The organism is Yinghuangia sp. YIM S09857 (genome assembly GCF_051388915.1).
GTDB lineage: Bacteria > Actinomycetota > Actinomycetes > Streptomycetales > Streptomycetaceae > Yinghuangia.
Window position 1 is genome coordinate 323,782 of the sequence record NZ_JBPKBH010000008.1, and the last position, 25,824, is coordinate 349,605.

The following is a 25,824-nucleotide window of genomic DNA, read 5'->3' on the forward strand; positions in this document are numbered from 1 at the left end:
CCCCGACCGCAGCAGCGGTCGGGGCCGACGTCGTCTCCGTCTCAATTTCCGTCTCGGTTCGCGCGCGATCGGCCGGTTCGGCACCCGTGCCGCGCACGTTCGTTCGGCTCGGTTCACGCCGATCCGGAGTTGGGCGACGAGTCTTCGCAGGTCTGCCCTCTGGTGCCGCCGAGAGGGGGAAGGGCCGGCGCAGAACATGCGTTCCGCACCCGCCCTTTCGTTCCCCGGATCGATCAGCCGTCGGCTCCGACCGGAGCGGTACCGCGTGAGCGGCGCATGAAGGCCAGGGAGACGTACACCAGGCCCACCAGGACGGGGACTTCGATGAGCGGTCCGACGACGCCTGCGAGGGCTTGGCCGCTGGTGACGCCGAAGGTGCCGATGGCGACGGCGATGGCGAGTTCGAAGTTGTTGCCCGCGGCGGTGAAGGCGAGGGTTGCGGTGCGGTCGTACGGCAGGCCCAGTCCGCGGCCGATCGCGTAGGAGCCGAACCACATCACCGCGAAATACACAAGAAGCGGCAACGCGATGCGTGCGACGTCGCCGGGCTCGGAGGTGATGGTGTCGCCCTGGAGCGCGAACAGGATCACGATCGTGAACAGCAGCCCGTACAGCGCGACCGGGCCGATCTTCGGCAGGAACTTCGTCTCGTACCAGTCGCGGCCCTTGGCCTTTTCGCCCTGGCGGCGGGTGAGGTAGCCGGCCAGCAGCGGGACGCCGAGGAAGACGACGACGTTGAGGGCGATCTTCCAGAACGAGACGTCCAGGTGTTCGCCGTCGCCGAGGTTCAGCCAGCCGGGCAGCAGGTCGAGGTAGAACCAGCCGAGCACACCGAACATCACGACCTGGAACACGGAGTTGAGCGCGACCAGGACGGCGGCGGCCTCGCGGTCGCCGCAGGCCAGGTCGTTCCAGATGATGACCATGGCGATGCAGCGCGCGAGTCCGACGATGATCAGGCCGGTGCGGTACTCGGGCAGGTCGGACAGAAAGATCCAGGCCAGCGCGAACATCACGGCCGGGCCGATGATCCAGTTGATGACCAGCGACGAGGCCATGAGCTTTTTGTCGCCGGTGACGGTGTCGAGGCGGTCGTAGCGGACCTTGGCGAGCACTGGATACATCATCAGCAGCAGACCGAGGGCGATCGGCAGGGAGATACCGCCGATCTCGACCTTGCTCAGCCCGTCGTCCAGGCCCGGGATGAGCTTGCCGAGCCCGAGGCCGACGCCCATGGCCACGCCGATCCACACGGGCAGGAACCGGTCGAGGGTCGAGAGCTTGCCGACGATCGCGGCAGCCCCGGCGTCGGTCGCGGCCCCCGGGGGCGTGCGGGGGTCCGTCGCGGTCACGTGCAGGGCCTCTTTCGTGCGGTGTCCGCGGTGGTCTGCGCCGCCTCGGCGATGCCGCCGAGGGCGGCGGCCAGGGCGGCGAGCGCCTGCGGCCGGAGCTTGTAGTAGGTGAACCGGCCGCAGGGCTCGGTCTCGACGAGCCCCGCCTCGCGCAGCACCTTGAGGTGGTTGGACAGGTTGGTCTGGCGCGCGCCGGTTTCCTCGACGAGGTGGCATACGCACAGGGCTTCGGACGCGAGGAGGGTGATGATCCGCATCCGGAGCGGGTCGGCCAGCACCTTCATCGTGTCAGTATCAACTGACATCAGCATAGGATGATACGTTAGCGGCGCGGGGATCGAAACGCGAACCCCGGGTGAGGAGGCTCGGATGGCCTCGGTGGCCGACTTGGTCCCGCAGGCGCTGCTTGCGGGCGCGGTCCGGCGGCTGACCGCCCGATACGCCGGAGTGTTCCCACCGGCCGCCGTACGTGCGGTGGTGGAGGACTCGTACCTCGAACTCGTGGCCGCGTCGTCCGTGCACGCGCATCTGCCGCTGTTGAGCGAGCGGTTCGCGGGCGAGCGCCTCGACGCGCTCGGTCACACCGGCGGGCGTGCGCCCGACTCCGGCCCGCGGGTGCTGTTCGTGTGCACCGCGAACTCGGGGCGGTCGCAGCTCGCCGCGGCGCTGTTCAACCGGCACGCGCACGGCGCCGCGTCGGCGACGTCGGCGGGCACCGCACCTGCCGCGAAAATCGAGTCGGCGGTCGTCGCCGCACTCGCGGAGATCGGCATCGACGCGGGTGACGCGTTCCCCAAGCCCGTCACCGACGAGGTGGTCCAGGCCGCCGACATGGTGGTCACGCTCGGCTGCGCGGACGCGCCGCCGCTGCTGGCCGGCCGCCGGTACGCGGACTGGCCGGTCGCCGACCCCGGCGGCAGCCTCGACGACGTCGTACGCGGCATCCGCGACGACATCGACGCCCGCGTCCGAGCCCTGCTTGCCGAACTGGGCGCCCCAGACCACCGCTGAACCGGTCCACCGACCGGCCGCACCGACGACCCCCCGAAAGGAACCCCGATCCCCATGTCCGAGAAGCCCTCGGTGCTGTTCGTCTGCGTCCACAACGCGGGCCGCTCCCAGATGGCCGCCGGGTTCCTCCGCCACCTCGGCGCGGGCCGCGTCGAGGTCCGCTCGGCCGGATCCATCCCCGGCGACCAGGTGAACCCCGTCGCCGTCGAGGCCATGAAGGAGGTCGGCATCGACATCGCCGACCAGACCCCGAAGGTCCTCACCCCGGAGGCCGTCCAGGCGTCCGACGTCGTCATCACCATGGGCTGCGGCGACGCCTGCCCGATCTTCCCCGGCAAGCGCTACCTCGACTGGGCTCTCGACGACCCCGCCGGCCAGGGGATCGACGCCGTCCGCCCGATCCGCGACGAGATCGAGAAGCGCATCCAGGGCCTGCTCGCCGAGATCCTCCCCGCCGACGCCTGAGCTGGGAGCGACGTCCGAGATATGATCGCCATCGCCTCCGGCGCCGCGACGAACTCGGCAGCTTGACGAGCCGCCCGGGGGCATACGCGCAATTGCGCTCGGCCCACCGCCCGTTGTTGGCCGGTCGGGCCGGTCGCCGAACGATCCGGGATCAGCCTGTCGGCGGCGTCGCAGCAGTTGACGCTGCTCAAGCTCGGCGGCGTGGTCACCTCGCGCCGCGACGGCAAACGTGCCGTACCGGGGCGACAAGGAGCGCGTCGGCCGGGCGCTCGCGGAATTGCAGGGGTACCTGAAGTACTGAGACTTCGACGCGGCGGCGTCCGGGGTCGGCGCGTCGGCAGTGGGGTGACGGGTCAGGGGGCGGGTGGGCCCGCCAGGCCGTTCAGGAGTAGTTCGGTGAGGGTGGTGACGACGTCGTCGTCGCAGTGGCTTGCGGCGGGTTCGGCGTCGCTGTCCGGCAGGGCGCACGCGAGCATCGCCGGCATCGTGCCCATGGCCGCGGCCACGAGCTCCCGGTGTCGGCGGGCAGGACGCGGCCGTGGGCGCGCAAGTGTTCCAGGTGTTCGCGCAGGACCGTGGTGTCCTCGGCCAGGCGCCTCCAGAACTCCCCCGAGGTGGGCCCCGAGGCGATGGCCGACTCGAAGAGCGCCACGGTCACGGGCCGGTTGGCGTGCGTCAAGTGCCAGGCGGTGGCGAGGCGTTCGCATAGCTGGGCGCTGTCGGTGAGGTCGTGGGGCGGGTGTTCTTCCCCCGGCTCGCCGCCGGGGTCGCCCGCGGCGTCCATGCCCCAGTTCAGTCCGGGCGAACCGGCCGTGTTTTTTCGAGGGCGAGCCGACTCCGTCCGCCCTGCTCGGCGGCGACGCCGAGGTCGACTCGGCGACGCTGCCGCACGTCCTCCCACCGGTCGCGCGGCGCCACGATGCCCGCACGGTGCTGGTCGGCGACGCGGCACACCCGGTCGGCGCGAGTCAGGGAGCGTCGATCGCATTGGAGGACGCGGTCGCGCCGGCGACGGCTTTGGCGGACGCCCCGATCCCGGACGCCCTCGCCGCCTTCGACCGTGCCCGCCACGACCGGACCGTCCGTCTGGCCAAGGGGGCCGCGGCCGACCGCGACGCGAAGACGGCAGGACCGATCGCCGCATGTGTGCGCAACGCCGTGATGCCGCTGGTCTTCGGACGATTCCATGAGAGGGCGACCGGTTGGCTCTACGACCACCGGCCCGGTGAACTCCCCCAGGGCCACGGCACGCTGAACCGACCGGCACTCAACAGACGCCCGACAGGCGGGGGGATCCCACGATCGGACATGAAGAACTGCGCCTCTCGGCACGACTTCTGCATATCGGGTGGGACCTGGGTCGGGGTGGGTGGGCGTTAGGGTCTGGGGGGTCCAAAGGGTTGGGGGTGGGGGTGCTGGAGAGCTTTTGGGGGGTTTCGGCTCCGGTTTCGGGGCGGTGGGGGACGATGCGTCCGGAGCGGACGGTTCTCGGGGTGATCCACAACGTCACGTCTGCTACGCGGCTGCTGGATCTGCTGCGGGTTTTTGACGGGGATCCTCGGGTGCAGACTGTTTTCACCTGCCCGGATTCCTCGCCGTTTCGGCAGGGGATATCAGAGTTTGTTGTTCGAGAAGGGCTCGCTTATATTCCGTGGCGGGATGCGGTGCGCGCGGAATTTGATTTGGCTATTTCCACCAGCAGGGGTGGGGATCTGCATAAAATCAGGTCGCCGCTGATCGGTACGCCGCATGGAATGGGATATAATAAAATACTCGGCCGGGAGCCGGGAGCCGGGAGCCGGGAGCCGGGAGCCGGGAGCCGGGAGCCGGGAGCCGGGAGCCGGGAGCCGGGAGCCGGGAGCCGGGAGCCGGGAGCCGGGAGCCGGGAGCCGGGAGCCGGGAGCCGGGAGCCGGGAGCCGGGAGCCGGGAGCCGGGAGCCGGGAGCCGGGAGCCGGGAGCCGGGAGCCGGGAGCCGGGAGCCGGGAGCCGGGAGCCGGGAGCCGGGAGCCGGGAGCCGGGAGCCGGGAGCCGGGAGCCGGGAGCCGGGAGCCGGGAGCCGGGAGCCGGGAGCCGGGAGCCGGGAGCCGGGAGCCGGGAGCCGGGAGCCGGGAGCCGGGAGCCGGGAGCCGGGAGCCGGGAGCCGGGAGCCGGGAGCCGGGAGCCGGGAGCCGGGAGCCGGGAGCCGGGAGCCGGGAGCCGGGAGCCGGGAGCCGGGAGCCGGGAGCCGGGAGCCGGGAGCCGGGAGCCGGGAGCCGGGAGCCGGGAGCCGGGAGCCGGGAGCCGGGAGCCGGGAGCCGGGAGCCGGGAGCCGGGAGCCGGGAGCCGGGAGCCGGGAGCCGGGAGCCGGGAGCCGGGAGCCGGGAGCCGGGAGCCGGGAGCCGGGAGCCGGGAGCCGGGAGCCGGGAGCCGGGAGCCGGGAGCCGGGAGCCGGGAGCCGGGAGCCGGGAGCCGGGAGCCGGGAGCCGGGAGCCGGGAGCCGGGAGCCGGGAGCCGGGAGCCGGGAGCCGGGAGCCGGGAGCCGGGAGCCGGGAGCCGGGAGCCGGGAGCCGGGAGCCGGGAGCCGGGAGCCGGGAGCCGGGAGCCGGGAGCCGGGAGCCGGGAGCCGGGAGCCGGGAGCCGGGAGCCGGGAGCCGGGAGCCGGGAGCCGGGAGCCGGGAGCTTTCGGGCTCACGGGCGAGTGGTTGATGCATGGGGGAAGTGTCGTTCCCGCGGCGGTGGTTCTGTCGCACGAGGAGCAGTTGGGGCGGCTTGCGGAGGGGTGTCCGGAGGCGGTTTCGGCGGCCGTGGTGGCGGGGGATCCGTGTCTGGACGAGTTGCGGGCGAGTCGTGCGTTTCGTACCGAATATCGTGAGGCGTGGGGGCTGCTGCCGGGCCAGAAGTTCGTGGTGATTTCGTCGACCTGGAGTCGCGAGTCGCAGTTGGGCAGTGCCTGGGAAGTGGTGGGGCATGCGGTGGCCACGCTGCCGCGGGACGAATTTCGGGTCGTGGCCGTTGTTCATCCAAATGTCTGGTACGGGCACAGTCCTTGGCAATTGCGGGCCTGGATGGCTCCGCTCCAGGCTGCCGGCCTGACGGTATTGCGACCCGAGGGGGACGGGTGGAAGGCCGCGCTTTCGGCGGCTGATCTGGTTGTCGGCGACTACGGATCGGTGACCTTCTACGGAGCCGCTCTGGGGGTGCCGACGTTGCTGTCCGGGCTGCCCTCGGACGGCACGCTGGCACCGGATTCGCCCATTGCGGAGTTGCTGCCGCTGCTGGAGCGCGTGGACCGGGGCGTCCCACTGGTGTCGCAGGTGGAGGGGGCGGTACGACGGTTCCTGGCTGATCCGCGGATTGGTGAGGTGACGGCGAAGGCAACTTCGGTGCCCGGGAGTTCGGCGCGCATCTTGCGGGAGGTCTTCTACGACACGATGCAACTGCCGGAGCCGGCCGCTCCCGTGGTGGTGCAGCCGGTGGAACTCCCGGACGACGCGGTGTTCATGGAGCCGCGACGGTCGCCGGTTCCGGCGTCGGCCATGTGTGCGGCCGTCGTGGACGACGACGGGGTGAGGCTGCGGCGGTATCCGGTCGGCGGCGCCGGCGACCGGGCGCATGAGCATTTGGTGGATGCGCACTTGGTGGCGCATGTGGGCGAGCCGGATGAGCGAGTTCGGTTGCAGGCAGATGTGTTGATCAGCCCCGCATGCGATGACGGGGACTTGGCTTGGGTGTTGCGGGACCATCCGGGGTGTTGGGTGGCGGCGCGGCCCCAGGGGGTCGGTGCGGCGCTGGTCGTCGCGGGGAATGGGTGGAGGGGGCGGGTTGCCTGGGAATGCGACGATCCGCGGATGACGGTGGCTGCGGCGGCTTCGGCCGTCTATGCGTTGCTGCCGGAACGCGTGGGGGCGGGGGCCGTCGTGGTGCGGTTGGGAAGCTTGGCGGTACGGCTCAGCGTGGAGGTTCCGGCGGAGTGAGAGCCGCTCGGACCTCGTCGGCGCGGGGGTCGCCGATCTCGTCGTAAGTGTCTGCGGCTCGCGACCAGGCTGCATGGGCTTCGTCCGCTGCCCCTCGGGCGGCGTGCGCATTGCCGAGCAGGTGGAGGATGCGGGCCTCCTCGTGGCGGATCTTGTTCTGCGTCATGTGCGGGAGCGCGTCGGCCAGGACGGCCAGGGCGTGCTCAGGGCGTCCGGCGCCGAGGTGTGCTTCGCCGAGGCTCGTGGCGACGCGGGCTTCGTTGTACGGGTCGCCGAGGCTTGCGAAAGCTTCGCGTGCGGCGGCCAGTTGGGGTACCGCTTCGGCGTCCTGACCGCTCTGCGCCAGCGCCCGACCGCGGTGATGTGCCAGCAGGGCGCGGCCGCGTGGGTGGTCGATCCCCTCGATCGCCCGGTACGCGTCCCCGAAGTCCCGTGCGGCGCGGGCCGGGTCGCCGGTGCGCAGGGCGAGCAGCCCGAGTGATTCGTACGCGCTGGACACGGTCCGGGAGTGCGCGGCCTCTTGCGCCAAACGCAGTGCGACATCGAAGCCGGTGCGGGCCTGGTGTTCGTCGTCGGGCCCGGCGTTCCGCTCGAAGTGGGCGAAGGCGAGGTGCAGGCGCAGGCGTGCCTCCGCGACGCGTTCGTCGGCGGCGGACGCGGCCTCGACGCCGAGTTGGTAGGTCTCGATCCAGTCCGCAAAGTGACGGCGCATGAAGAACAGTCCCCACAAGGCCTCGCAGAGCTGCCAGGCGACATCGCACCGACCGGTGCGGGCCGCGAGCCGCACCGCGGAGACGAGGTTGTCGCGGTCGCGTTCGAGCGCGTCCAGGGCCGAAGCCGCGTCCGGGTACGGCGATTCGGCCGCGGTGGCGAACGCCGGGCCGTGCCGCCACCGGCCGCTGACCGCGCGGTCCCCGTCGACGGCTCGGCGAAGGTAATCGCCGACGATCCGGTCCACGGCGGCGTCGCATTCCGCGGCGGGCGCGGCGGCAGCCTGGTCGCGGGCGTGTGCGTGGACGAGGTCGTGCATGCGGAACAGCTCGGTCCCCGAGTCCCGTTCGAGCAGGCTGGCTCGGACAAGAGCGGCAAGGCCCGTGCGGACGACGGACGTTGGCAGGTCGGACGCGGCGGCGGCCGCCCGGACGTCGAATGCAGGCGTCGGGTGCAGTCCGACACCTCGGTACAGGACCCGCGCGGTGGCGTCGAGGGAGCGGTAGGAGGCGTCGAAGACGGCACGTACGGAGAGTTCGTCGTCCGGCACTTCCAACACCTCCCAGTCCGGGCCGGACGCGCCACCGCCGCCGTCGAGGGCCACCGCGGCGTCGCCGAGGCTCGCGTGCACCTGGCCGACGACCTGGGCGCCCAACACGCGGAGCGCGATGGGCAGTCCGCCACAGGCGCGCGCCGCGAGCGAGGCGGCGGCGGTCTGCCCGGTCATGGCCGTCAGGAGCTCCGCCGCGTCGCCCTCGTCCAGCGGGCGTACGGGAATGCTGATCGCACCATGACTGGCCACCAGGCCGGTCAGCGCGTAGCGGCTGGTCACCACGACCAGGCTGTCCGGGTGACCGGGCATCAGAGGCCTGACCTGCGCGGCGGTTCGCGCATTGTCCAGGAAGACGATCACCGGCTGTCCGGACGTCAGCGAGCGGAACCGCTCGGGCAGGCGCGCGACGTCCCCGGGGATCTCCGGTGCGGGCACGCCGAGGTCGCGCAGGAAGCGGTCGAGGACCACGGTGGGCGCGAGGGATGCGTCCGGTTCCTGGCCGCGGAGGTCGATGGAGAGGTGGTCGCCCGGGTAGCGGTCCTGGACGTCCATGAGCCAGCGCAGGGCGGTCGCGGTCTTGCCGACTCCGCCCATGCCGGTGAGGACGACGACGGTCGGTCCGGTGGACGGCGGCAGCGCGGCACCCAGCGCTTCGAACTCGGCGACCCGATTCACGAAATGCCGGAACGACCCCTGAAGTTGCCGCTGCGCGCTGCGCTCGGGCTGCACAATGTGAAAGTTCGCGACGCGCGCCTGGACGACCGGCGCGGTGAACCGGCCGCCACTGATGCTGTTCTCCGTCTCGGCCATCGCTCCCCCGTCGCGCCACGAAACCGCCGGGCACCATGATGCCGGACGCCGTCCCCGCGGTTGGCCGCGAACGGAATGCCGCACGGGGGCGAGCTCGGGCGGCGTTCGGTCAGCGCGTGTTGTGCGGCCCGTAAGGCGGCGTCAGCACGGCCGAGTTGAAGGTCACGTCGGAGAAGTCCCGCCCCTGGATGACGGTCTGCTGGCTGCCGCCGGTCACCGAGTTGGCGACCCCGTCGTCTCCGACGACCGACGCGCCCGGGGACAGTTCCTCGACCAGGGCGCGGAGTTCTGCCCGTGCCTCGGGGTCGGCGGCCAGCCTGCGGCGGAGGCGGCCGCGCCATTCGGCCTCGACGTCCTGGGCCACCTCCAGTTCGCCCGCGGCCTGAGCGGCGACCAGTTCCTCGCGGCACGCGTCCAGTTCCTCGCCCGCGGCGTCCACGGCCTGCGGGTCGGCGCCGCCGAACCATCGTGCGAATCGCCCGCGCGCCTGCACCCAGGCGTCAGTGACCATCACGCCGACGAGTGTCGTCGCGCCCGACGACGCCAATGCCACAACTGCCGGATCCATGCGGCCCTCCCCCGTATTCGACTCGCCTCCACCCTGCCAGCGCGGCTCCGTCGGGGCCAGACGCCGGGAACGGGAATGCGGGGGGCGGCGGTTCGGCCAGGCCGACACGCGGGGCGGGGCGGGGCGGGGCACGCACAACGGACGAACACCCGACGGGCGACGGGAGAATGGGGAAAGTCGGCGGCCTACCGGCCGACACCCCGGCAGCTCAAGCCTCTTCCGCCAACCCCTGAAGCCCCAGCGCAAGCCGCCCCAACAGTTCCGGCAGCAAGGCTCGCTCCGACTCCGGCCACCCGCCCGTGAGTTCGGCGATCAGGCGCCCCCAGGCGTCCCAGATCAGGCGCAGGGCATCGGTGCCCGCCGCGGTGAGTTCGAGGGTCGCGGCCCGCGCGTCGGCCGGGTCGGGAGTACGTTCCACGAGCCCCGCGGTGACGAGGTCGGTCACCTGGCGGCTCAGGGTGGTGCGTCCGATGCCCATCTGGTCGGCCAGGTCGGACAGCCGCACCGGCTGGAAGTCGCCGATGCGGGTGAGCGCGAGCACCAGGTGGGTCGGTACGCGTACGCCCGCCTCACGCCCGACGCGCTCGAAGAGCCGGTCGTCGCGGGACGTCCGGACGAGGTCCCGCAGCGGCGGGATCACCGCACGCAGCCAGTCCCCGTCCGCGCCTCCGCCCGCGATGGACGTCTCGCTGAGGCGCGGCCGCGTACCTGTTTGCAGGGGTTTGTCCGCCATGGTTCCGTCGTGAGCCTTCCCGCGTCGGGGCCGGTGCGTCCGGCGGTCGCAGTCTAGAAATGGTTGCATGAGTGGCGCAACTATGCTTCGGTGACGGCCATGGAGATCCGCGTGCGGGAGTGGCTCGAGAAGAACATCGGCCGCGTCGAACGGCTGGAGCGGCAGGGGCGGTGGCGGCCGGTCTGGTTCGCCGACGTGGTCCGCGACGGCCGGCTCCTGGAACTGTGCGTGCGCGGGGACCGGACGGACTACCCCGGCGTGTTCCCGCTGGAGCACGAGATGCTCGCGCAGCGCCTGATGCAGGAGCGCGGCGTCCGGGTGGCCGGGGTGCACGGCTGGATCGACGAGCCGCGCGCGTTCGTCATCGACCGGGTCGGCGGGCAGCCGGACTTCACGGGCTGCACCGATGCGCAGCGCGACGCGGTGATGGACGACTACCTGGGCATCCTCGCCGAGTTGCACGCGCTGGACGTGGCCCCGTTCGCCGAGGCCGGCGTGCGGCGCGGCGGGATGGACGCGTACCGCACCTGGTACCGCTCGTCCAAGAAGCGGCCCGATCCGTTCATGGAATTCTGCCTCGGCTGGCTGCGCCGCCATCCGCTGGACACGCGCGGCCGCGAGTCGGTGATCGTCTGGGACTCCGGGCAGTTCCACCACGACGGTCGGCGCGTCTCCGCCATCCTCGACCTCGAACTCGCGCACATCGGCGACCCGTTGATGGACCTCGCCGCCTACCGCATGCGCGACACGATCGTCGGGTACGGCGACTTCCGCCGCATGTACGCGAAATACGAGGAACTGTCCGGCACTCCGGTCGACCCGGAGGCGATCGCCCACCACCACTTCGCGTTCACGCTCACCAACGCACTCGCGTTCCACTCGGCGCTCGCCGATCCGCCACCCGGATCGGATTACATGACCAACGCCCAGTGGTGCAACGAGACGAACCTCTTCGCGGTCGAGGCACTGGCCGACTTCCTCGGCATCACGCTCACGACCCCCGAACTCCCGGAGGCGGACGCGGAGTCGGCGTCCCCGGCCGCGGTTCCGACCCGGCACCTCGTCGAATCGCTGCGCTCCGGCGACTACGAGACGCGGCGGCTGTTCCGACTGGCCCGCCACCTCCAGCGGTTCGACGCGATCGGCCGCGAGTGCGCCGAGGCGGATCTCGACGACCTCGTCGCGCTGCTCGGGCACCGGCCCCGCACGTGGCAGGAAGGCGACGCCGCGCTGGAGGAATTCGTGATCGCCGACGAAGGCGCCCACGACGCGGAGTTGGTGCCGCTGTTCCACCGGCGCCTGTGGCGCGCCCACCAACTCATGGGGCCCGCCGGGTCGGCCATGACGACGCATCACCGCTTGCAGGACGTGTTCTGACGTACTGTCACAGAGAAGGGCCATGCACATGAGCAACCGTGAAGAGCGGGCGACGACCGTCGCCAACTTCTGGAAGGGGATCGACAGCCACGACTGGGACCTGGTGGCGTCCACCCTCGCCGACGACTTCGTGCGCATCGGCATGCGCGACAACGAAGAGGACACGTGCCGCGGCAAGGCCGCCTACCTGGCTTTCGTCACCGGCGTCATCGGCCGTACGCAGACCCACGAACTCCAGTCCCGCTTCACGTTCCTGAGCGCCGACGGCCGCCACGCGTTCAACGAGGCGGTCGAAATCATCACCTACGCACCGGGCGAGGAGCCGCTGGCGATGCGGTTCGCGAACCACATGGAGCTGAACGAGGACGGGCTGATCACCAAGCTCGACATCTTCTGGAAGACCCCGCCGACCATGCCGCCGGACTGGATCACCGTCGAGTCCATCAACGGCGACGAGGCGGACGCGTAACCGCGACACCGGCGCCGGAACGACTCGACGTACCCGAGGCGCCGCTGCGCCCGGGCGCACACACCGGTGATGGTCTTCCGGCAGACTTTGCCGAGGACGTGCGGGCAATCGGGTGATATCTAACCAGTTGGGTAGTTAACTCTGACTACCATCCACTCCCGTGACAGAAAGCCAGGGAGCCCGAACCGTCCGCGACGCCGCCGATGTGGTCGTCCTCGGCGCCGGCCCCGCCGGGCTCGTGCTCGGAAACCTCTTGCAGGACAGGGGAATCGGTTGCGTGATCCTGGAACGGGCGACGCAACAGCACGTACGGACCCGCGCCCGGGCCGGATTCCTGGCCGCCAACACCGTTCGGGTGCTTGAGCGGAACCGCCTGGCCGACGGACTGCGCAGACGCGGCCGCGAACACAGCGTCTGCGAGTTCCGCACCGAGGACGGCCGCTTCCGCCTCGACTACAGCCGACTCGGCGCCGGAGAGCGGCACACGGTGTACCCGCAACAGGAGTTGGTCTCCGACCTGCTCACCCGCTACCTCGGCGCCGGCGGGCGGATTCACTTCGAGACCGAGGCGGTTGCCGTCCGTGAGGCGGACGGCAACCGCCCGTGGGTGGAAGCCCGCGACCCGGACGGACGCCCCGTCAGGTGGGACGCCCGCTACGTGGCCGGTTGCGACGGGCGGCACGGCGCGGCACGGCGCTCGATCCCGCCGGGGACGGTACGCCGCCACCACCGCGACCACGGCATCTCCTGGCTGGGCCTGCTCGCCGACGCGCCGCCCAGCTTCGACGCCGTGGGCTACGCCGTCCACCCGCACGGCTTCGCCGGACACATGGCCCGTACACCGGAGACCACGCGCTACTACCTCCAGTGCGACCCCGGCATGCCGCCCGACGCGTGGTCCGACGCGCGGATCTGGGACGAACTCGCCGTACGCATGCGCGCGTCCGACTACGAGGCGCTGCGCGAGGGTCCGATCGTGCAGCGCGCCGTCGTCGGCCTGGAGTCGGACGTACTCGAACCGCTGCGCCACGGCTCGCTGTTCCTGGCAGGCGACGCGGCGAGCCTGATCAGCCCGTCGGCCGCAAAGGGGGCCAACCTCGCGGTCCTGGAGGCGGAGATTCTCGCCGCCGCACTGGCGGAGGACCTCCGGGGCGCCGGTCCCGAGGCGCTCCAGGGCTATTCCGCGCAATGCCTCGAATACATCTGGCGGGCCCAGGAGTTCTCCCACTGGATGATCCGGCTCCTGCACAGCGCACCGGAAGCGGACCGCGATTCGCTGTTCCAGGACCGGCTGCGCCGCTCACGCATCGAGGCGTTGCGCACCTCACGCACCCAACAGGACTGGTTCGCCGAGAACTACGTCGGCATCTGACGGCCTCGGGCGTCCCGCCCGGCCGGTGCTCCCCCACGCCCTCGCACAACGAATTGCCCCGTTGTGCACCGAAATACAGCCCCGAGGATGTCTCTCGCGATGACCACGCCGACGACGACCGCGCCCACTCAGCAGCCGAATCAGCCCCTCCTCGGTCAGCGGAGGCACGATTCCGCGAACGCATCCGACGACCCGGCCCGGCTGCGCGCCGCGGTGGAATTCGTCCGCCACCAGGACACAACCGGGCTGCTGTCGCTGCTGCTGCCGGGTCTCGACGGCTTCGAACTGCGCGCACTTGTCGACCGGTGCCGCTTCGCGCACGCCGGACTCGTCTTGTTCCCACCGGACTTACCCGCCCTCCAGGCCGAACTCGCCGAACACGGCCTGGAGGCCGCCGCGGCGCCGCAGCCGAGCGTCGTCGTACGCGACCGGCTTGCCGCCCGGCACCGCCGTGACGCCGCGGACCTCGACGTCGGGATCCTGCGGCCCGCGGTCCGGGGCCCCGAGGGCGAACGGCGATCCGTGGAGGTGTTCGTGCTGGCCGTGCCGCCCGGCTCGGACCTCGCCGACATCGCCGCGCACGAGCGCACCCGGGACCACGAGGCGCACTTGGCGTTCGAGGTCGACCGGCCGGATCCGCTGGTGCTGCGCGGGCTGTGGTCGATGTTCGTGCGGCACGGCGCGGTGGCCGACGGCGGCGGCTACAACCCGCACGAGGACGGCACGGTCTTCTACTTCGCCGCCCCCGCCGACTCGAAGGCCGGGTACCGGCGGCTTGAGATGTACGCCCGCGGTGACCACCGCCAGGTGCTCGCCGCCCACCTTGAGGACCACCGGGCACGGCAGCCCGCCGAGACCCTGCTGCGCCTGCTGACCGGAGCGTGGACCACGCAGGCCCTCGCGGCGTGCGCCCAACTGCGGCTGTGCGACGCGTTGGACGACCACACGGCCACCGCGGTCCCGGCCCTGGCAAGGGAAGTCGACGCCCATCCGCAGAACCTGGCGACGCTGCTGCGCTATCTGGTGATGCTCGGCGTCGCGGAGGAGGAGCCCGACGGCTACCGGCTCACCGCACTCGGCGCCCTGCTGCGCGCCGACACCCCCGGCTCGATGCGTCCGCTCGCGCTCATGTACGGCGGCCCGTTCTACCAGTCGTTCGCCCTGCTCACCGAAGCGGTGCGGACCGGAGTCACCGGATTCGAGCACCTGTTCGGCGAGAACCACTTCGACTATTTCGTTCGCCACCCCGAACTGGCCGTCCGTTTCGACCAGTCCATGGCCGCGAGCGCGTGCATGTTCGATCCGCTGCCGCTGCATCCGGTCATCGCGGCGGCCGATGCTGCGCCCGAGCCCAGGACCGTCGTCGATGTCGCGGGCGGCACCGGCGAGTTGCTGGAACGTCTGCTGGCCGCGCGTCCGAATCTGCGCGGCGTCCTCCTGGAACGCCCGCACGTCGCGGATGCCGCCCGCCGCGCGTTCGAGGCGTCCGGCCTCGACGCACGCTGCGACTTCCGTACAGGCGACTTCGCCGACGTGCCGGCGGGCGGCGACGTCTACGTCCTCTCCCGCGTCCTGCACGACTGGGACGACGAGCGCTGCGAGGAGATCCTGCGGCACTGCGCGGCAGCCATGCCGCCGGACGCCGACCTGCTGGTCGTCGAACGCCTGCTGCCCGCCGACGGTTCGCCCTCGCTGGCCACCGCGTGGGACCTGCACATGATGTGCAACGTCGGCGGCCGCGAGCGCCGCGCCGACCACTACGCCCGGCTCCTCGCCGGTGCCGGTCTGAGCCTTGTGGACGCGTTCCCCGCTCGCACTCGGCGCCAGCGTCCTGCACGCCCGCAAGACCGCGGCCGGCGCGCAGATCGATCCACAAGCCGATGGGCCGGCCGACCGGCCGTCGAACCAACAGCCGACCAGCAGCCCGAGCCCCGGCGAGTCCGCACATCGATCGGCACCCGGTGGCCGACCGACCCCAAGCGCAGGTGCGTAGCCGGCCCTAGGGTCGCCGGATGGAGAAGCTGTTCCGGGCCATCCGCCACGGCGAGGCCGACGTCGTCACCGCGCTGCTCGACAGGAACCCCGCGCTGGTCGCGGCAACGCGCAAGCCCCCGCCGAAGAAGGACGCCGGGCAGCAGCCACTCGGCGTGGCCCTCAAGACGGGCCACTACGCCATCGCCCGCCTGCTGATCGACCGCGGCGCGGACCTCAACTTCATCGAGGCCCCCGACGTCCCCAACCGCCAGCCGGTCGTCAACGACGCGGTCGAGGCGGCGGTCGCGCGAGCGCTGGGCCGCGCCCCCGAGGCCGCCGCCGAGAGCCTGGCGGTCCTGCGGCTCATGCTCGACCGCGGCGCGGACGTCACCGCCCCGCACCCCGACAGCGGGCGCCCGGTCCTGTGGTGGGCGGTCTTCCGCGTGCAGTACCGGCGGTGGGACACGATGAGCGCCGAGGACGTGTCCCGACTGACCGCGGTGTTCCAGGCCCTGGCCGACGCGGGCGCCGATCCCGACGCCACCGGCGAGTGGATCTCGCACTACGCCGGTTCGGGCGAAGTCGCCTCGCGCGAGCGGACGAACGTACGCGCGTACCTGACCCGCCACCTGACCACCGCCGCTCCCGAACCGGCCCGCGGCCTTCTGGCCGTCCTCGACGCGGTCGGATGAGCGGCGTCCTGCGGCCGCGTCGTGAACAATGGTGATCAGTACGCACGCCCTCAGGGCGCGCACCGCACTGCCACGCACCGACCGGAGGAGCACCGATGGGGAGCGTCGTCGAGGTCATCGACAACTCGGCCGAGAACCGCTACGAGGCCCGGATCGACGGCACGGTCGCCGGGGTGGCCGAGTACATCCGGTCGAAGGGCCTGATCGCCTTCGTGCACACCGAGGTCGAGCCGCAGTTCGAGGGGCAGGGCGTCGGCGCGGCGCTGGTCCGCACCTCGCTGGACGAGGCCCGTCGGACCGGCATGGCGGTGCTGCCCACCTGCCCGTTCTACGCGGGGTGGATCGCCCGGCACCCGGACTACCAGGACGTGCTGTACCAGTCGCGCAGCCGAGTCACCGACTGACCGGCGGCGACCGACCGGCACCGAGCCGTCGCATGAGCAGCGGGACGCAGGACGCGTCGCGACGCACGCTCACACCGCGGCGACGGACCGGTCCCGCGAATACTGCCCCGGCGGCGTGCCGTACTCCTTGGCGAACGCCGCGACGAAGGCCGAGACGCTGGCGTAGCCCACTCGGTGCGCGACCACCGAGACCGGCTCGACCGCGAGCAGGGCACGCGCGGCACGCAGCCGCAGGATCGTGCGCTGTCGGGTGAACGGGGTGCCGAACTCGCGGACGAAGTCGCGCTGGAGGGTCTTGGCGCTGATGTGCAGGCGCTCCGCCCACTCGTCGAGGCGGGTCGGGTCGGCGGGGCTGTGGGACATCGCGCGGGCGACGGCGCGGGCGTAGCCCTTGCCGTCGGCGCAGTGGGCGGCGACGTCCGCGGTGATCGGGGTGAGGTCGCCGAGTATGCGTTCGCGGGCGTCGAGCGCACGGCCTTCGTCGTACCCGGGTGTGGCGATCTCCTGGACGAGGCGCGCCGCCGCGGCGCCGACCGCCACGTGGCCGCGGCGGAACCCGGCCAGGGCGTCGGGGACTTCGCGCAGGCAGAGGCGGTAGACGGTCTGCCGGTCGGCGGCGCGCACCTCGTGGCTGACGCCGCGTTCCGCCCAGAAGGCCTCGCCGGGTGCGGTGAAGCAGGAGCGGCCGCCGTAGACCGCGGAGAGCATGCCGTCCGGCGACCAGTAGAGCTGGTGCAGCAGGTCGTGCCGGACGGCGCCGAACCCCAGCGGGCCGTCGGCGCGGTAGAGCAGGACGAGGATGCCCGCGGGACGCCCGAGGCCATACCCGAACGCGTCGCAGGCGATCGGATCGCCGCCCACATCCTGTCCTCTGATCGACATCGGGTGACCTTTCCGGACAACCATCAAGACTCAGGTGAGGCTAGCCTAAGTTGGCCGCGCCGACCGATTGGGGGCGCCTGAAGGTCTTCGACCCGTTCAACCCGAAGGAATGCTTATGTCCGCGTCTCCGCGCCTCCGTCTTGTCTCGGCCGGGCTGGCCGCCGTGACCGCGGCCGCCCTCCTGGCCGGCTGCGGGTCCGACTCCGACGGCGGCGGTTCGGGCGGCGGCAAGGGCGCGACGCGCGTGGTCACCGCCGACAACGGCGAGATCACCATCCCGGTCGAGCCGAAGCGCGTGGTCGCGACGGGATACGCGGTACCGGTGCTGATCGAGGCCGACGCCCCGCTCGTCGGCATATCCACCTGGCCGCGCGGCCTGGGGCTGATGACCCCGGACGAGCGGACGAAATATGACCAACTCCACAAGATCGGTGGCGCGACCGCCAAGGAGACCAACTACGAGGCCATCGCCGCCACCAAGCCCGACCTCATCATCATCGGCGTGCCCAAGCCGGTGCTCGGCGAACTAGACCTCAAGCGCCTGGAGTCGATCGCCCCGGTGGTCGCAATCGGGCCCAGCCTGCCGTCCGCGTGGCGGGAACTGTCGGCGCGTCAGGCCGACGCCGCGGGCCGGGCGGGCCACGCGGACGAGACCCGCAAGGCGTACGAGAAGCGGGCCGAGGAGCTGAAGGCCAAGTACGCGGGGGCGGTGGCCAACCTCAAGTTCGGGCACGTCGGCGCGTACAACGAGACCTCGCAGGGCACCTTCCAGCGCGAGTTCGCCGGGTCCTGGGGCACCAACATCGCGCAGGACATCGGCCTGAACTACTACGGCCAGGTCAAGAAGGACACCGGTGGTTCGTCTGCGGTCTCCGAGACGCCCTCCATCGAGGAACTGCCCGCGAGCCTCGGCGAGGCCGACGTCATCACCTACACCGTGCAGGACGACGGCACCCCGAGCGCGGGCGTGCAGTACGTCCTCGACTCGCCGCTGTGGAAGAACCTGCCCGCGGTCAAGGCCGGCAAGGCCTTCCCGATCCGCTACACCGCCGCGGTGACGTACGCGCAGGCCCAGCGCACGCTGGACGCCGTCGACCAGGCACTCGCCCCCCTTCTGGCCAAGTGATCGGATCCGCCGTGCTCATCGACCGCCGCAACCCCGGCCCGCGCGTCGCCGCCCACCACGCCGACGGCGAGGGCATCGTCAAGATCGGCTACCCGATCCACATCCGCACCGTCACGCTGCTGCGCAAGGAGTACGTGACGCGCTCGATCCTGCGGCTGACCGTCGGCGGCCCCAATCTGGCGGGCTTCCACTCGTACCAGTGCGACGACCACTTCAAGATCGTCTTCCCGGACCCGGACGGTACCCTGCGCCTTCCCGTCCCGGACGACGAGCAGTCCCTGACCTGGCCGAAGCCGTCGCCGGTCAGCCGCCGCTACACCGCACGGCGGTACGACGCGGCGGCGCCGGAGATGGACATCGACTTCGTCGTGCACCCGGGCGGCGTCGCCTCGGACTGGGCGGTCGCCGCCGAGCCCGGCGACGACGTCGCGATCGCCGGGCCGCCCGGGGCCAAGGCGTTCCCGCACAACTACGACCACTACGTCTTCGCCGTCGACACCACGGCGCTCCCGGCCGCGGCGCGCTGGCTGGAGGAGTCTCCCGCGGACGTCTCGGCGCACATCGTGGTCGAGACCGAGCACACCGACGAGCACCTTTACCCGCTCGCCGCGCGCGACGGCGCCGAGGTGATCTGGCTGACCCGCAAGGACGGGGCCTCGCAACTCGCCGACACCGTACGCGGGCTGGCGCTCCCCGCCGGGCGGAGCTTCCTGTTCGCCGCGGGCGAGGCGGACGACATCAAGCCGCTGCGCGCGTGGGCCAAGGGCCGCCTCGACGCCCTGTTCACCGGGTACTGGAGGCGCGGTGTCGCCGGACTCGAAGACTGAGCGGGTCTCCGAGACCGAGCCCGTCCCGGGCTTCGGGACCGCACCCGACGTCGAATCCGACCCGGCCGAAGGGTCCTACCCGGCCGAGGGATCCGACCCGGCCCAAGGCGCCTACCCGGTGGCCTGGGCGGACCCGCGCGCCGGAAAGCCCGCCGCGCCTCCGAGAGCCGACCCCGGCAAGATCCTCCTGCTCCTCGGCTTCGCCGCGCTGCTCGCCGTCGTCTGCGGACTCAGCCTCGCCCTCGGCGCCCGGTCGATCCCGCTCGGCGACGTCTGGCGTGCGCTCGTCGACCCCGCGGGCCGTGACACCGACCTGACGGTCCGTGAGATCCGGGTGCCCCGCACGGTGTTGGGCATCTGCGTGGGCGCGGCGCTCGGCGTGGCCGGGGCGCTGACCCAGACGCTGACCCGGAACCCCTTGGCGGAGCCGGGACTTCTCGGCATCACGCAGGGCGCGGGCTTCGCCGTCACCGTGGGCGCGACGACCGGGATCGCGGGCGGTCAGGGCGTCCAGGTGTCGCTGGCCCTGGTCGGCGCCCTCGTCGCGGGCGTCGTCGTGCACGCCGTCGGACGCAGTTCGCCTCTCCGTCTGGTGCTGGCCGGTGTCGCCCTGGCCTCGGTGCTCAGCGGCGTCTCGATGTCGCTGCGCATCCTGGACCCGGATGCGTTCGACCACTACCGGTTCTGGAGCGTGGGCTCACTCGCCGGGCGCGAACAGGCGCCGCTGCTGCTGCCGGTGCTGCTGATCCTCGCCGCGCTGGTCGTTGCGTTCCTGCTCACCGGCGCGCTCAACACCCTCGCCCTGGGCGAGGACGTCGCGCACGGACTCGGCGCCCACGTGGTCCGCACCCGCCTCGCGGTGCTCTCCGCGGTGACCCTGCTGGCCGGAACCGCGACCGCCGTCGTGGGCCCGATCGCCTTCCTGGGCCTGATGGTTCCGCACATCGTGCGCCGCGCCGCGGGCGGGTCGGTGCCGTGGCTGCTGGCGTACAGCGCGCTCCTGGGGCCCGTGCTGCTGCTCGCGTCCGACGTCACCGGACGCCTGCTGCTGCCGACCGGGGAGGTTCCGGTGGCGGTCGTCACCGCCTTCTTCGGCGCGCCCGTCCTGATCTGGGCCGTGCGGCGCTACGAAGGGAGCACCCTGTGACCGGGCCGACGCGGACCCTCCCGCAGGCCGACGCAACCCGGCCGAAGCCGCGGCCGACCGCGCCCGCGGCGCCGGAGGCGGCGTACCGCGCGGGGCGATTCGCCCGGATCTGCCGTGCGCTCGGCGTCGAGCCGCGGGCGGTCGGCGGAATGGCCGTGCTGGTCGTGCTGCTCCTCGGGTTCGCGGCGGCCGGACTGTGCCGCGGGGACACCTGGAGCAATCCGCTCGACGTGGCCGACGCCCTTGCCGGGCACGGCGATCTGTCGGTCGTGGTGCAGGAGTGGCGGCTGCCGCGCGTCGTCGCGGCGTGCCTGTTCGGCGCGCTGCTGGGCTGCGCCGGGGCGGTGTTCCAGAACCTGACGCGCAACGAGCTGGGCAGCCCGGACGTGATCGGGCTCGACGTCGGCGCCTACACGGGCGCGCTGACCGTGATGGTGGTGATCGAGGGCTCCACGGCCTCGACGGCCGCCGGTTCCGTCGCGGGCGGCCTGCTCACCGCGGGGGCGGTCCTCGCCCTCTCCACCCGCTCCGGCTTCGGCGGGCACCGCCTGATCGTGATCGGCATCGCGGTCAACGCCATGCTCACCGCGGTGAACTCGTGGATCATCCTGCGCGCCGACCTGGACATCGCGATCGCCGCCGAGATGTGGAACGTCGGTTCGCTGAACGGCGTCGACTGGGCCGACCTGGACGTCGCCTTCGTCGCCGCCGTGGTGCTCGCGGTGCTGCTCGTGCTCAACGCTCGGGCGACCCACCAGGCCGCGCTCGGCGACGCAATCGCGGTGACCTCGGGCGTGCGCCTCACCCGGCACCGTCTGCTGGCCGTGGTGGCCGGTGCGGGCTGCACCGCCACCGTGACCGCGATCACCGGCCCGATCGCGTTCGTCGCCCTCGCCGCCCCGCACCTGGGCCGCGCGGTCACCCGGTCGCCGGGCATCCACTTCGTCCCGGCCGCGCTGACCGGGGCCGTGCTGCTGCTGAGCGCCGATCTGGTGGCGCAGACGCTGCTGGCGCCCACCACTCTGCCGGTCGGCGTGGTGACGACCGCAATCGGCGGGGCGTACCTCCTGCTGCTGCTCCTCAAGGAAGTCAAACGATCGTGACCGCACGCCTGACAGCGCGGGACATCACCCTCACGTACGGCGACCGCACGGTCTCCGCGAACCTCAGCCTCGCCATCCCCGACGGGGCCTTCACCGCGATCATCGGCGCCAACGCGTCCGGCAAATCCACCCTGCTGCGGGCGCTGGTACGCCTGTTGCGACCGTCCGAGGGCGCGGTGCTGCTGGACGGCCGGGACGTGCACGACTGCCGTCCCAAGGACGTCGCCCGGGAAATGGCCTTCCTCCCCCAGGACTTGGCCGCCCCGGAGAACATCCTCGTACGCCAGCTCGTGGACCGCGGGCGCTTCCCGCACCGCTCGCTGCTGTCCGTGCGCACCGCCGCCGACATGCGCGCGGTCGACGACGCGATGGCGGCCGCGGGCGTACGGGACCTCGCGGAGCGTCCGGTGGCCCGGCTCTCCGGCGGCCAGCGCCAGCGCGCCTGGATCGCCATGGTGCTCGCGCAACAGACGCCCTACGTCCTGCTGGACGAGCCGACGACCTTCCTCGACCTCGCGCACCAGTACCAGTTGCTGCGCCTGCTCGCGCAACTGCGCGACGACGGGCGCACGATCGTCGCGGTGCTGCACGACATCAACCAGGCGTGCCGGTTCGCCGACCACATCGTGGCCATGAAGGACGGTCGGGTGCGCGCCGAGGGAGCACCCGGCGACATCGTGGACGCCGCACTGATGGACGACGTGTTCGGCCTGCCGAGCCTCGTGGTGCCGGACCCGGTCACCGGGACGCCGATGGTCGTGCCGACGGCCTGAGCGGGCGTCCGCCGGTCGGTGCCGCGGGTCAGCGGCACCGCGTTCGGTGCCGCCGGTTCAGCGCCACCAGGTGTCGAGCGGCGTCGTCGGCAGGGCACGCTTGTGGCGGGTGGCGCGGTACGTCGCCTCCAGCTTCGCGGCCACCTCGGGCGCGACGTCGGCGCCTTCGAGGTAGTCGTCGATCTCGGCGTACGTCAGGCCCAGCGCCTCCTCGTCCGGGAGGGCCGGCCGGTCGTCCTCCAGGTCGGCGGTCGGCACCTTCTTCCAGACGCTCGGGGGCGCTCCCAACTCCTGGAGAAGAGCCGCACCCTGACGCTTGGTCAGGCCGGTCAGCGGGGTGAGGTCGACACCGCCGTCGCCGTACTTGGTGAAGAAGCCGGTCACCGCCTCGGCGGCGTGGTCGGTGCCCACGACGAGCATGTTGAGCTGCCCGGCGACGCCGTACTGGATCACCATGCGCTCGCGGGCCTTGATGTTGCCGCGCACGAAATCGCGCAGGGCGGCGGCCTCACCCGGCTCCGCGCCCTGTTCCTCGCGCAGGCCGCGCGCGGTCTCGGCGGCGACGGCGTCCGCGCCCGGCTTCACGTTCACGGTGATCGACCGGTCGGGGCCGATGAAGCCGAGGGCGATCTGCGCGTCCTGCTCGTCGGCCTGCACGCCGTACGGCAGGCGGACGGCGACGAACGTCGCGTCGTGGCCCTCGGTACGCAGTTCCTCACAGGCGAGCTGGCACAGCCTGCCAGTGAGCGTGCTGTCCTGCCCGCCGCTGATCCCGAGTACGAACCCCTTGGCGGGGGTCGAGCGCAGGTAGGCCTTGAGGAAGTCGACGCGCTGCCGGATCTCGACCTTGGGGACGATGGTCGCCCGGACGCCGAGCTCGGCGGCGATCTGCTCGCGGAGGTTTGCCATCCAGGTACTGTACTTGCCCGATTTCCGGGGCTCGGGGGCCGGTGGCACGGCCGGGCGGCCGGTTTGTGTCGCAGTCGTACAGATACTCGCGGGCGCGGGTCGGGGCCGTGTCACCGCACGCTCTCGCCCGGTGTCCCCGGCCGATGGGCGGGTGCCCCGTGCCCCCGCCGCCGGTGGCGCCCGCCACGCGGCCCCGGCACGCGGGGTGGGCGCCGACCTGGGAGGAGCGGGTCAGCGGGTGGGGGTGGGCAGCGGGATCTGCGCGGGAAGGTTGTCGGGGATGGTCCCGAGGCTCACCGCGATCTTGGAGAAGCCCATGAACAGCGCCAGTCCGGCGGTGAGCTCCACGGTGCCCGCCGGGCCGTACGCCTCCAGGAGCTCGGCGCGCAGGTCGTCGGTGACGCCGTGCGGGTTGCCGAGGAAGACGTCCGCGAGGCGGATGACCACCTTGTGGCGCTCCTCCAGAGCGCTCGCCTCGAAGCCGTCGTCGATCAGTGCGACCAGGTCCTCGGTCAGACCGGCCTGGCGGGCCTGGTCGTAGCGGACCGCGCGGCAGAAGCGGCAGTCGGTGACCCGGGCGTTGCGCAGCCGGGCGACCTCCTTGGAGGGGTGGTCGACGGTGCCGCCCGACCAGAGGGTGCCGTACAGCCGCAGGAACGACGCCAGAAGGTCCGGCTGGAGGGCGAACGGGCTGGCCGCGATCGGGTCGGTGGGGTCGGTGGGGGGCGGGGTCGCCGGGGCGGCGGGGTCGAGGCCCGGCAAGTCCGCCACGCGCGGGGCGGCGGCGGGGCCGGCGACCGTGTGCGTGCCGAGGACGACCTGGTAGCGGGCGAAGCCGTCGAACACCGCGCAGGACATGGCGAGTCCCACCAGGCCTGCCTCGCCCAGCAGTTCGGTGAGCTCGGCGCGTTCCTTGTCGGTGACGGAGCCGGGAGCCATGACGAACTGCTCGGCGTACTGGAGGGATGCCGACTCGGCGGGGTCGAACACGCTGTCACCACTGCCGTGTTCGAGGCGGGCGACCTTGGCTTCGTCGAGCCCCCCGGCCACCGCCGGGCGCGTGCGCACGGCCAGTTCGGAATCGCACTCGTGCAACTGCGCGATGCGCAGCCGACACAGCTCGGTGATCGCGGTCGGGAGGACCTGCGGCTCCCACAGCCGGGTGAAGTAGTCGCCGTAGCTGGTCCGCAGGGCAGGGAAGAGCCCCAAGGTGCCGGGGAAGTCCACCGCTTCGGGGGTGGTCCGGGACAGCCAACTCGTCATCTGGACTCCTGGTCTCGGGTGGTGCCGTTCCTTGCCTTGCCGTTCCTTGCCGTGCCGTTCTTTGTCGTGCTGTTCCTTGTCGTGCTGTTCCTTGCCGTTCTTCGCCTCGGCGTTCCCCGCCACACCCGTTGTTCCAAATGGCGAATTCATGATTCACTATCGTGAATCGATGGTAGGCGTGGATCTGACGCACCGTCAACGACCAGTCCTGGTCCGACCGCTTCCGCCGGCCGCGGACGCCAGTACGGCCCCCACCCCGAAGGAGTGCGCGCCTTGGCGGAACGCATGTCCCCGTCCGCCGACCGCGTGGTGCTGATCCTCGGACTGCTCGCCGAACACCCGGCCGAACGCCTGACGCTCACCGAGATCGCCACCCGGCTCGGCCTCAGCAAGCCGACATGCCTGGGCGTGCTGGGCAGCCTCACCGCGGGCGGGCTGCTGACGCGCGACGAGGACAAGACGTACGGCCTCGGCCCGGCGCTGTTGCGGATGGCCGGCGCCGCCGAGAACAGCGTTGCCCCGCTCGACCTGATGCGGCCGCAACTCGACCGTCTGCACGGGAAGTTGGGCGCGGGCTGCCTGATCGTGGGCAACGTGGGGGACGACATGGTCGTCCTCGACCGCCGGGGCGCGCTGGCCGAGGGCGATGCCCGTGACTTCGTCGGCGAGCGCTTCCCGCTCGTACCGCCGCTCGGCCTGGTCAACAACCTGTGGAACCCGGACGACGTGCTCGCCGACTGGCTCGGGCGCGAGCCGCTGGTACGCCTCGACCCCGAGCCCGGGCGGCTCGCGGCGGTGGCCGCGGGCGCCCGCGAGCGCGGCTATCTCCTCGAACGGGCGGGCGGCGCCGGGGACATCGGCCACGCCGTCGTCGCGCAGCTCGTCTCCTCGCACCTCCCGGAGCCGGTGCTGCGCAGGGTGTGCGCGCACCTGCCGCCGACCACGTTCCGCGAGTACGAGGTCCCGGGCGAGGAGGACCCGTCGGCGACCGTGTCGAGCATCTCCGCACCGGTGTTCGACCGCCGCGGACGCCAGCGCTACCTGTTCACCGCCGTCCTCGACCGCGCGCTCTCCCCGGCCGAACGCGAGGGGGCGGCCGCCGCCCTCGTCGCCGCGGGCCGCGCCGCAACCGAGGCGCTGGGCGGGCACAACCCGTGGAACGCCCGGTAACGGCAAGGCAGTTGGGGAGCGCGTACCGCCTCGTGAACGCCATGCCCCGGAAAGCGTCGTGGCCCCGACCGGAAAGCGTCGTGGGGGGGGGGGGGGGGGGGGGGGGGGGGGGGGGGGGGGGGGGGGGGGGGGGGGGGGGGGGGGGGGGGGGGGGGGGGGGGGGGGGGGGGGGGGGGGGG

The 25,824-nt window shown here is 72.2% G+C and carries 24 protein-coding genes; 15 read left to right on the forward strand and 9 right to left on the reverse strand.

The features are described 5' to 3' along the window. Nucleotides 1-233 precede the first annotated feature (233 nt). Both arsB and ACRX5S_RS19970 read right to left on the reverse strand, forming a co-directional pair. Entirely contained in the window at nt 234-1,292 is a 1,059-nt protein-coding gene (arsB, locus tag ACRX5S_RS19965; RefSeq protein WP_436774407.1) for an ACR3 family arsenite efflux transporter, read from the reverse strand. Between the two features lie 56 nt (nt 1,293-1,348). Next, entirely contained in the window at nt 1,349-1,663 is a 315-nt protein-coding gene (locus ACRX5S_RS19970; protein WP_436774340.1) for an ArsR/SmtB family transcription factor, read from the reverse strand. A 58-nt stretch (nt 1,664-1,721) separates the two neighbouring features. On the opposite strand from ACRX5S_RS19970, the gene ACRX5S_RS19975 reads away from it, so the two are divergent. Further along, complete coding sequence (locus ACRX5S_RS19975; RefSeq protein WP_436774341.1) at nt 1,722-2,363, forward strand: three-helix bundle dimerization domain-containing protein; 642 nt, start codon at nt 1,722-1,724, stop codon at nt 2,361-2,363. Nucleotides 2,364-2,417: 54 nt separating this feature from the next. Continuing rightward, entirely contained in the window at nt 2,418-2,828 is a 411-nt protein-coding gene (locus ACRX5S_RS19980; RefSeq protein ID WP_436774342.1) for an arsenate reductase ArsC, read from the forward strand. Nucleotides 2,829-3,181: 353 nt separating this feature from the next. Here the strand turns inward: ACRX5S_RS19980 and ACRX5S_RS19985 are convergent, their stop codons facing one another. Beyond that, nucleotides 3,182-3,334, reverse strand: coding sequence for a hypothetical protein (locus ACRX5S_RS19985; RefSeq protein WP_436774343.1), 153 nt, complete (start codon nt 3,332-3,334; stop codon nt 3,182-3,184). A 2,209-nt stretch (nt 3,335-5,543) separates the two neighbouring features. Here ACRX5S_RS19985 and ACRX5S_RS19990 point away from each other — a divergent pair. Further along, nucleotides 5,544-6,782, forward strand: a complete 1,239-nt coding sequence (locus ACRX5S_RS19990) for a hypothetical protein (protein ID WP_436774344.1) — start codon at nt 5,544-5,546, stop codon at nt 6,780-6,782. Here ACRX5S_RS19990 and ACRX5S_RS19995 read toward each other — a convergent pair. The 3 genes from ACRX5S_RS19995 to ACRX5S_RS20005 all read right to left on the reverse strand — a co-directional run bounded on the left by ACRX5S_RS19995 (nt 6,757) and on the right by ACRX5S_RS20005 (nt 10,157). Then, the gene (locus tag ACRX5S_RS19995) at nt 6,757-8,856 is read right to left on the reverse strand and encodes a tetratricopeptide repeat protein (RefSeq protein ID WP_436774345.1); all 2,100 of its coding nucleotides are present in this window, start codon (nt 8,854-8,856) and stop codon (nt 6,757-6,759) included. The two genes, ACRX5S_RS19990 and ACRX5S_RS19995, sit on opposite strands and share 26 nt — an antisense overlap. A 109-nt stretch (nt 8,857-8,965) precedes the next feature. Continuing rightward, a complete protein-coding gene (locus tag ACRX5S_RS20000; protein WP_436774346.1) occupies nt 8,966-9,424 on the reverse strand; it encodes a hypothetical protein in 459 nt (152 codons plus the stop codon). 208 nt (nt 9,425-9,632) lie between these two features. Further along, complete coding sequence (locus ACRX5S_RS20005; RefSeq protein ID WP_436774347.1) at nt 9,633-10,157, reverse strand: MarR family winged helix-turn-helix transcriptional regulator; 525 nt, start codon at nt 10,155-10,157, stop codon at nt 9,633-9,635. 111 nt (nt 10,158-10,268) lie between these two features. On the opposite strand from ACRX5S_RS20005, the gene ACRX5S_RS20010 reads away from it, so the two are divergent. The 6 genes from ACRX5S_RS20010 (at nt 10,269) to ACRX5S_RS20035 (ending at nt 16,445) form a co-directional block, all read left to right on the forward strand. Continuing rightward, a complete protein-coding gene (locus ACRX5S_RS20010) occupies nt 10,269-11,534 on the forward strand; it encodes a phosphotransferase (RefSeq protein ID WP_436774348.1) in 1,266 nt (421 codons plus the stop codon). A gap of 28 nt (nt 11,535-11,562) precedes the next feature. Further along, nucleotides 11,563-12,003: a nuclear transport factor 2 family protein gene (locus ACRX5S_RS20015; protein ID WP_436774349.1), complete on the forward strand. Its 441-nt coding sequence runs from the start codon at nt 11,563-11,565 to the stop codon at nt 12,001-12,003. A 160-nt stretch (nt 12,004-12,163) separates the two neighbouring features. Further along, nucleotides 12,164-13,375 carry a 4-hydroxybenzoate 3-monooxygenase gene (locus tag ACRX5S_RS20020; RefSeq protein ID WP_436774350.1) on the forward strand — a complete coding sequence of 404 codons (1,212 nt, stop codon included), beginning with the start codon at nt 12,164-12,166 and terminating at the stop codon, nt 13,373-13,375. Between the two features lie 99 nt (nt 13,376-13,474). Next, nucleotides 13,475-15,565 (forward strand): methyltransferase, encoded by a 2,091-nt coding sequence (locus ACRX5S_RS20025; RefSeq protein ID WP_436774351.1) that lies wholly within the window; start codon nt 13,475-13,477, stop codon nt 15,563-15,565. Next, nucleotides 15,523-16,041, forward strand: coding sequence for a hypothetical protein (locus ACRX5S_RS20030; protein WP_436774352.1), 519 nt, complete (start codon nt 15,523-15,525; stop codon nt 16,039-16,041). Before ACRX5S_RS20025 ends, ACRX5S_RS20030 begins: the two co-directional genes overlap by 43 nt. A 95-nt stretch (nt 16,042-16,136) precedes the next feature. Next, nucleotides 16,137-16,445: a GNAT family N-acetyltransferase gene (locus ACRX5S_RS20035; RefSeq protein WP_436774353.1), complete on the forward strand. Its 309-nt coding sequence runs from the start codon at nt 16,137-16,139 to the stop codon at nt 16,443-16,445. Nucleotides 16,446-16,514: 69 nt separating this feature from the next. On the opposite strand, the gene ACRX5S_RS20040 is transcribed toward ACRX5S_RS20035, so the two are convergent. Then, nucleotides 16,515-17,327, reverse strand: a complete 813-nt coding sequence (locus ACRX5S_RS20040; RefSeq protein ID WP_436774354.1) for a helix-turn-helix domain-containing protein — start codon at nt 17,325-17,327, stop codon at nt 16,515-16,517. A gap of 115 nt (nt 17,328-17,442) precedes the next feature. On the opposite strand from ACRX5S_RS20040, the gene ACRX5S_RS20045 reads away from it, so the two are divergent. The 5 genes from ACRX5S_RS20045 (at nt 17,443) to ACRX5S_RS20065 (ending at nt 22,303) form a co-directional block, all read left to right on the forward strand. Continuing rightward, nucleotides 17,443-18,453: an ABC transporter substrate-binding protein gene (locus ACRX5S_RS20045; RefSeq protein WP_436774355.1), complete on the forward strand. Its 1,011-nt coding sequence runs from the start codon at nt 17,443-17,445 to the stop codon at nt 18,451-18,453. Next, a complete protein-coding gene (locus ACRX5S_RS20050; protein ID WP_436774356.1) occupies nt 18,450-19,280 on the forward strand; it encodes a siderophore-interacting protein in 831 nt (276 codons plus the stop codon). The genes ACRX5S_RS20045 and ACRX5S_RS20050 overlap by 4 nt, the downstream gene beginning before the upstream one ends. 118 nt (nt 19,281-19,398) lie before the next feature. After that, a complete protein-coding gene (locus ACRX5S_RS20055; protein WP_436774408.1) occupies nt 19,399-20,427 on the forward strand; it encodes a FecCD family ABC transporter permease in 1,029 nt (342 codons plus the stop codon). Nucleotides 20,428-20,576: 149 nt separating this feature from the next. Further along, nucleotides 20,577-21,530, forward strand: a complete 954-nt coding sequence (locus ACRX5S_RS20060) for a FecCD family ABC transporter permease (RefSeq protein ID WP_436774409.1) — start codon at nt 20,577-20,579, stop codon at nt 21,528-21,530. Continuing rightward, entirely contained in the window at nt 21,527-22,303 is a 777-nt protein-coding gene (locus ACRX5S_RS20065) for an ABC transporter ATP-binding protein (RefSeq protein WP_436774357.1), read from the forward strand. Before ACRX5S_RS20060 ends, ACRX5S_RS20065 begins: the two co-directional genes overlap by 4 nt. Before the next feature lie 57 nt (nt 22,304-22,360). On the opposite strand, the gene nadE is transcribed toward ACRX5S_RS20065, so the two are convergent. Together nadE and ACRX5S_RS20075 are read right to left on the reverse strand one after the other, a co-directional pair. Then, the gene (gene nadE, locus ACRX5S_RS20070; RefSeq protein ID WP_436774358.1) at nt 22,361-23,212 is read right to left on the reverse strand and encodes an ammonia-dependent NAD(+) synthetase; all 852 of its coding nucleotides are present in this window, start codon (nt 23,210-23,212) and stop codon (nt 22,361-22,363) included. A gap of 231 nt (nt 23,213-23,443) precedes the next feature. After that, a complete protein-coding gene (locus tag ACRX5S_RS20075; protein WP_436774359.1) occupies nt 23,444-24,625 on the reverse strand; it encodes a carboxymuconolactone decarboxylase family protein in 1,182 nt (393 codons plus the stop codon). A gap of 123 nt (nt 24,626-24,748) precedes the next feature. Here ACRX5S_RS20075 and ACRX5S_RS20080 point away from each other — a divergent pair, with 123 nt between their 5' ends. Continuing rightward, nucleotides 24,749-25,645, forward strand: a complete 897-nt coding sequence (locus ACRX5S_RS20080) for a helix-turn-helix domain-containing protein (RefSeq protein ID WP_436774360.1) — start codon at nt 24,749-24,751, stop codon at nt 25,643-25,645. Nucleotides 25,646-25,824 lie beyond the last annotated feature (179 nt).

Excerpts from the sequence above, each read along its gene's own strand:
- ACRX5S_RS19970 (WP_436774340.1), bottom strand. The coding sequence starts at position 1,663 with ATGCTGATGTCAGTTGATACTGACACGATGAAGGTGCTGGCCGACCCG.
- ACRX5S_RS19975 (WP_436774341.1), top strand. The coding sequence starts at position 1,722 with ATGGCCTCGGTGGCCGACTTGGTCCCGCAGGCGCTGCTTGCGGGCGCG.
- ACRX5S_RS19980 (WP_436774342.1), top strand. The coding sequence starts at position 2,418 with ATGTCCGAGAAGCCCTCGGTGCTGTTCGTCTGCGTCCACAACGCGGGC.
- ACRX5S_RS19995 (WP_436774345.1), bottom strand. The coding sequence starts at position 8,856 with ATGGCCGAGACGGAGAACAGCATCAGTGGCGGCCGGTTCACCGCGCCG.
- ACRX5S_RS20000 (WP_436774346.1), bottom strand. The coding sequence starts at position 9,424 with ATGGATCCGGCAGTTGTGGCATTGGCGTCGTCGGGCGCGACGACACTC.
- ACRX5S_RS20005 (WP_436774347.1), bottom strand. The coding sequence starts at position 10,157 with ATGGCGGACAAACCCCTGCAAACAGGTACGCGGCCGCGCCTCAGCGAG.
- ACRX5S_RS20015 (WP_436774349.1), top strand. The coding sequence starts at position 11,563 with ATGAGCAACCGTGAAGAGCGGGCGACGACCGTCGCCAACTTCTGGAAG.
- ACRX5S_RS20025 (WP_436774351.1), top strand. The coding sequence starts at position 13,475 with ATGACCACGCCGACGACGACCGCGCCCACTCAGCAGCCGAATCAGCCC.
- ACRX5S_RS20035 (WP_436774353.1), top strand. The coding sequence starts at position 16,137 with ATGGGGAGCGTCGTCGAGGTCATCGACAACTCGGCCGAGAACCGCTAC.
- ACRX5S_RS20040 (WP_436774354.1), bottom strand. The coding sequence starts at position 17,327 with ATGTCGATCAGAGGACAGGATGTGGGCGGCGATCCGATCGCCTGCGAC.
- ACRX5S_RS20045 (WP_436774355.1), top strand. The coding sequence starts at position 17,443 with ATGTCCGCGTCTCCGCGCCTCCGTCTTGTCTCGGCCGGGCTGGCCGCC.
- ACRX5S_RS20060 (WP_436774409.1), top strand. The coding sequence starts at position 20,577 with ATGGCCGTGCTGGTCGTGCTGCTCCTCGGGTTCGCGGCGGCCGGACTG.
- nadE (WP_436774358.1), bottom strand. The coding sequence starts at position 23,212 with ATGGCAAACCTCCGCGAGCAGATCGCCGCCGAGCTCGGCGTCCGGGCG.
- ACRX5S_RS20075 (WP_436774359.1), bottom strand. The coding sequence starts at position 24,625 with ATGAATTCGCCATTTGGAACAACGGGTGTGGCGGGGAACGCCGAGGCG.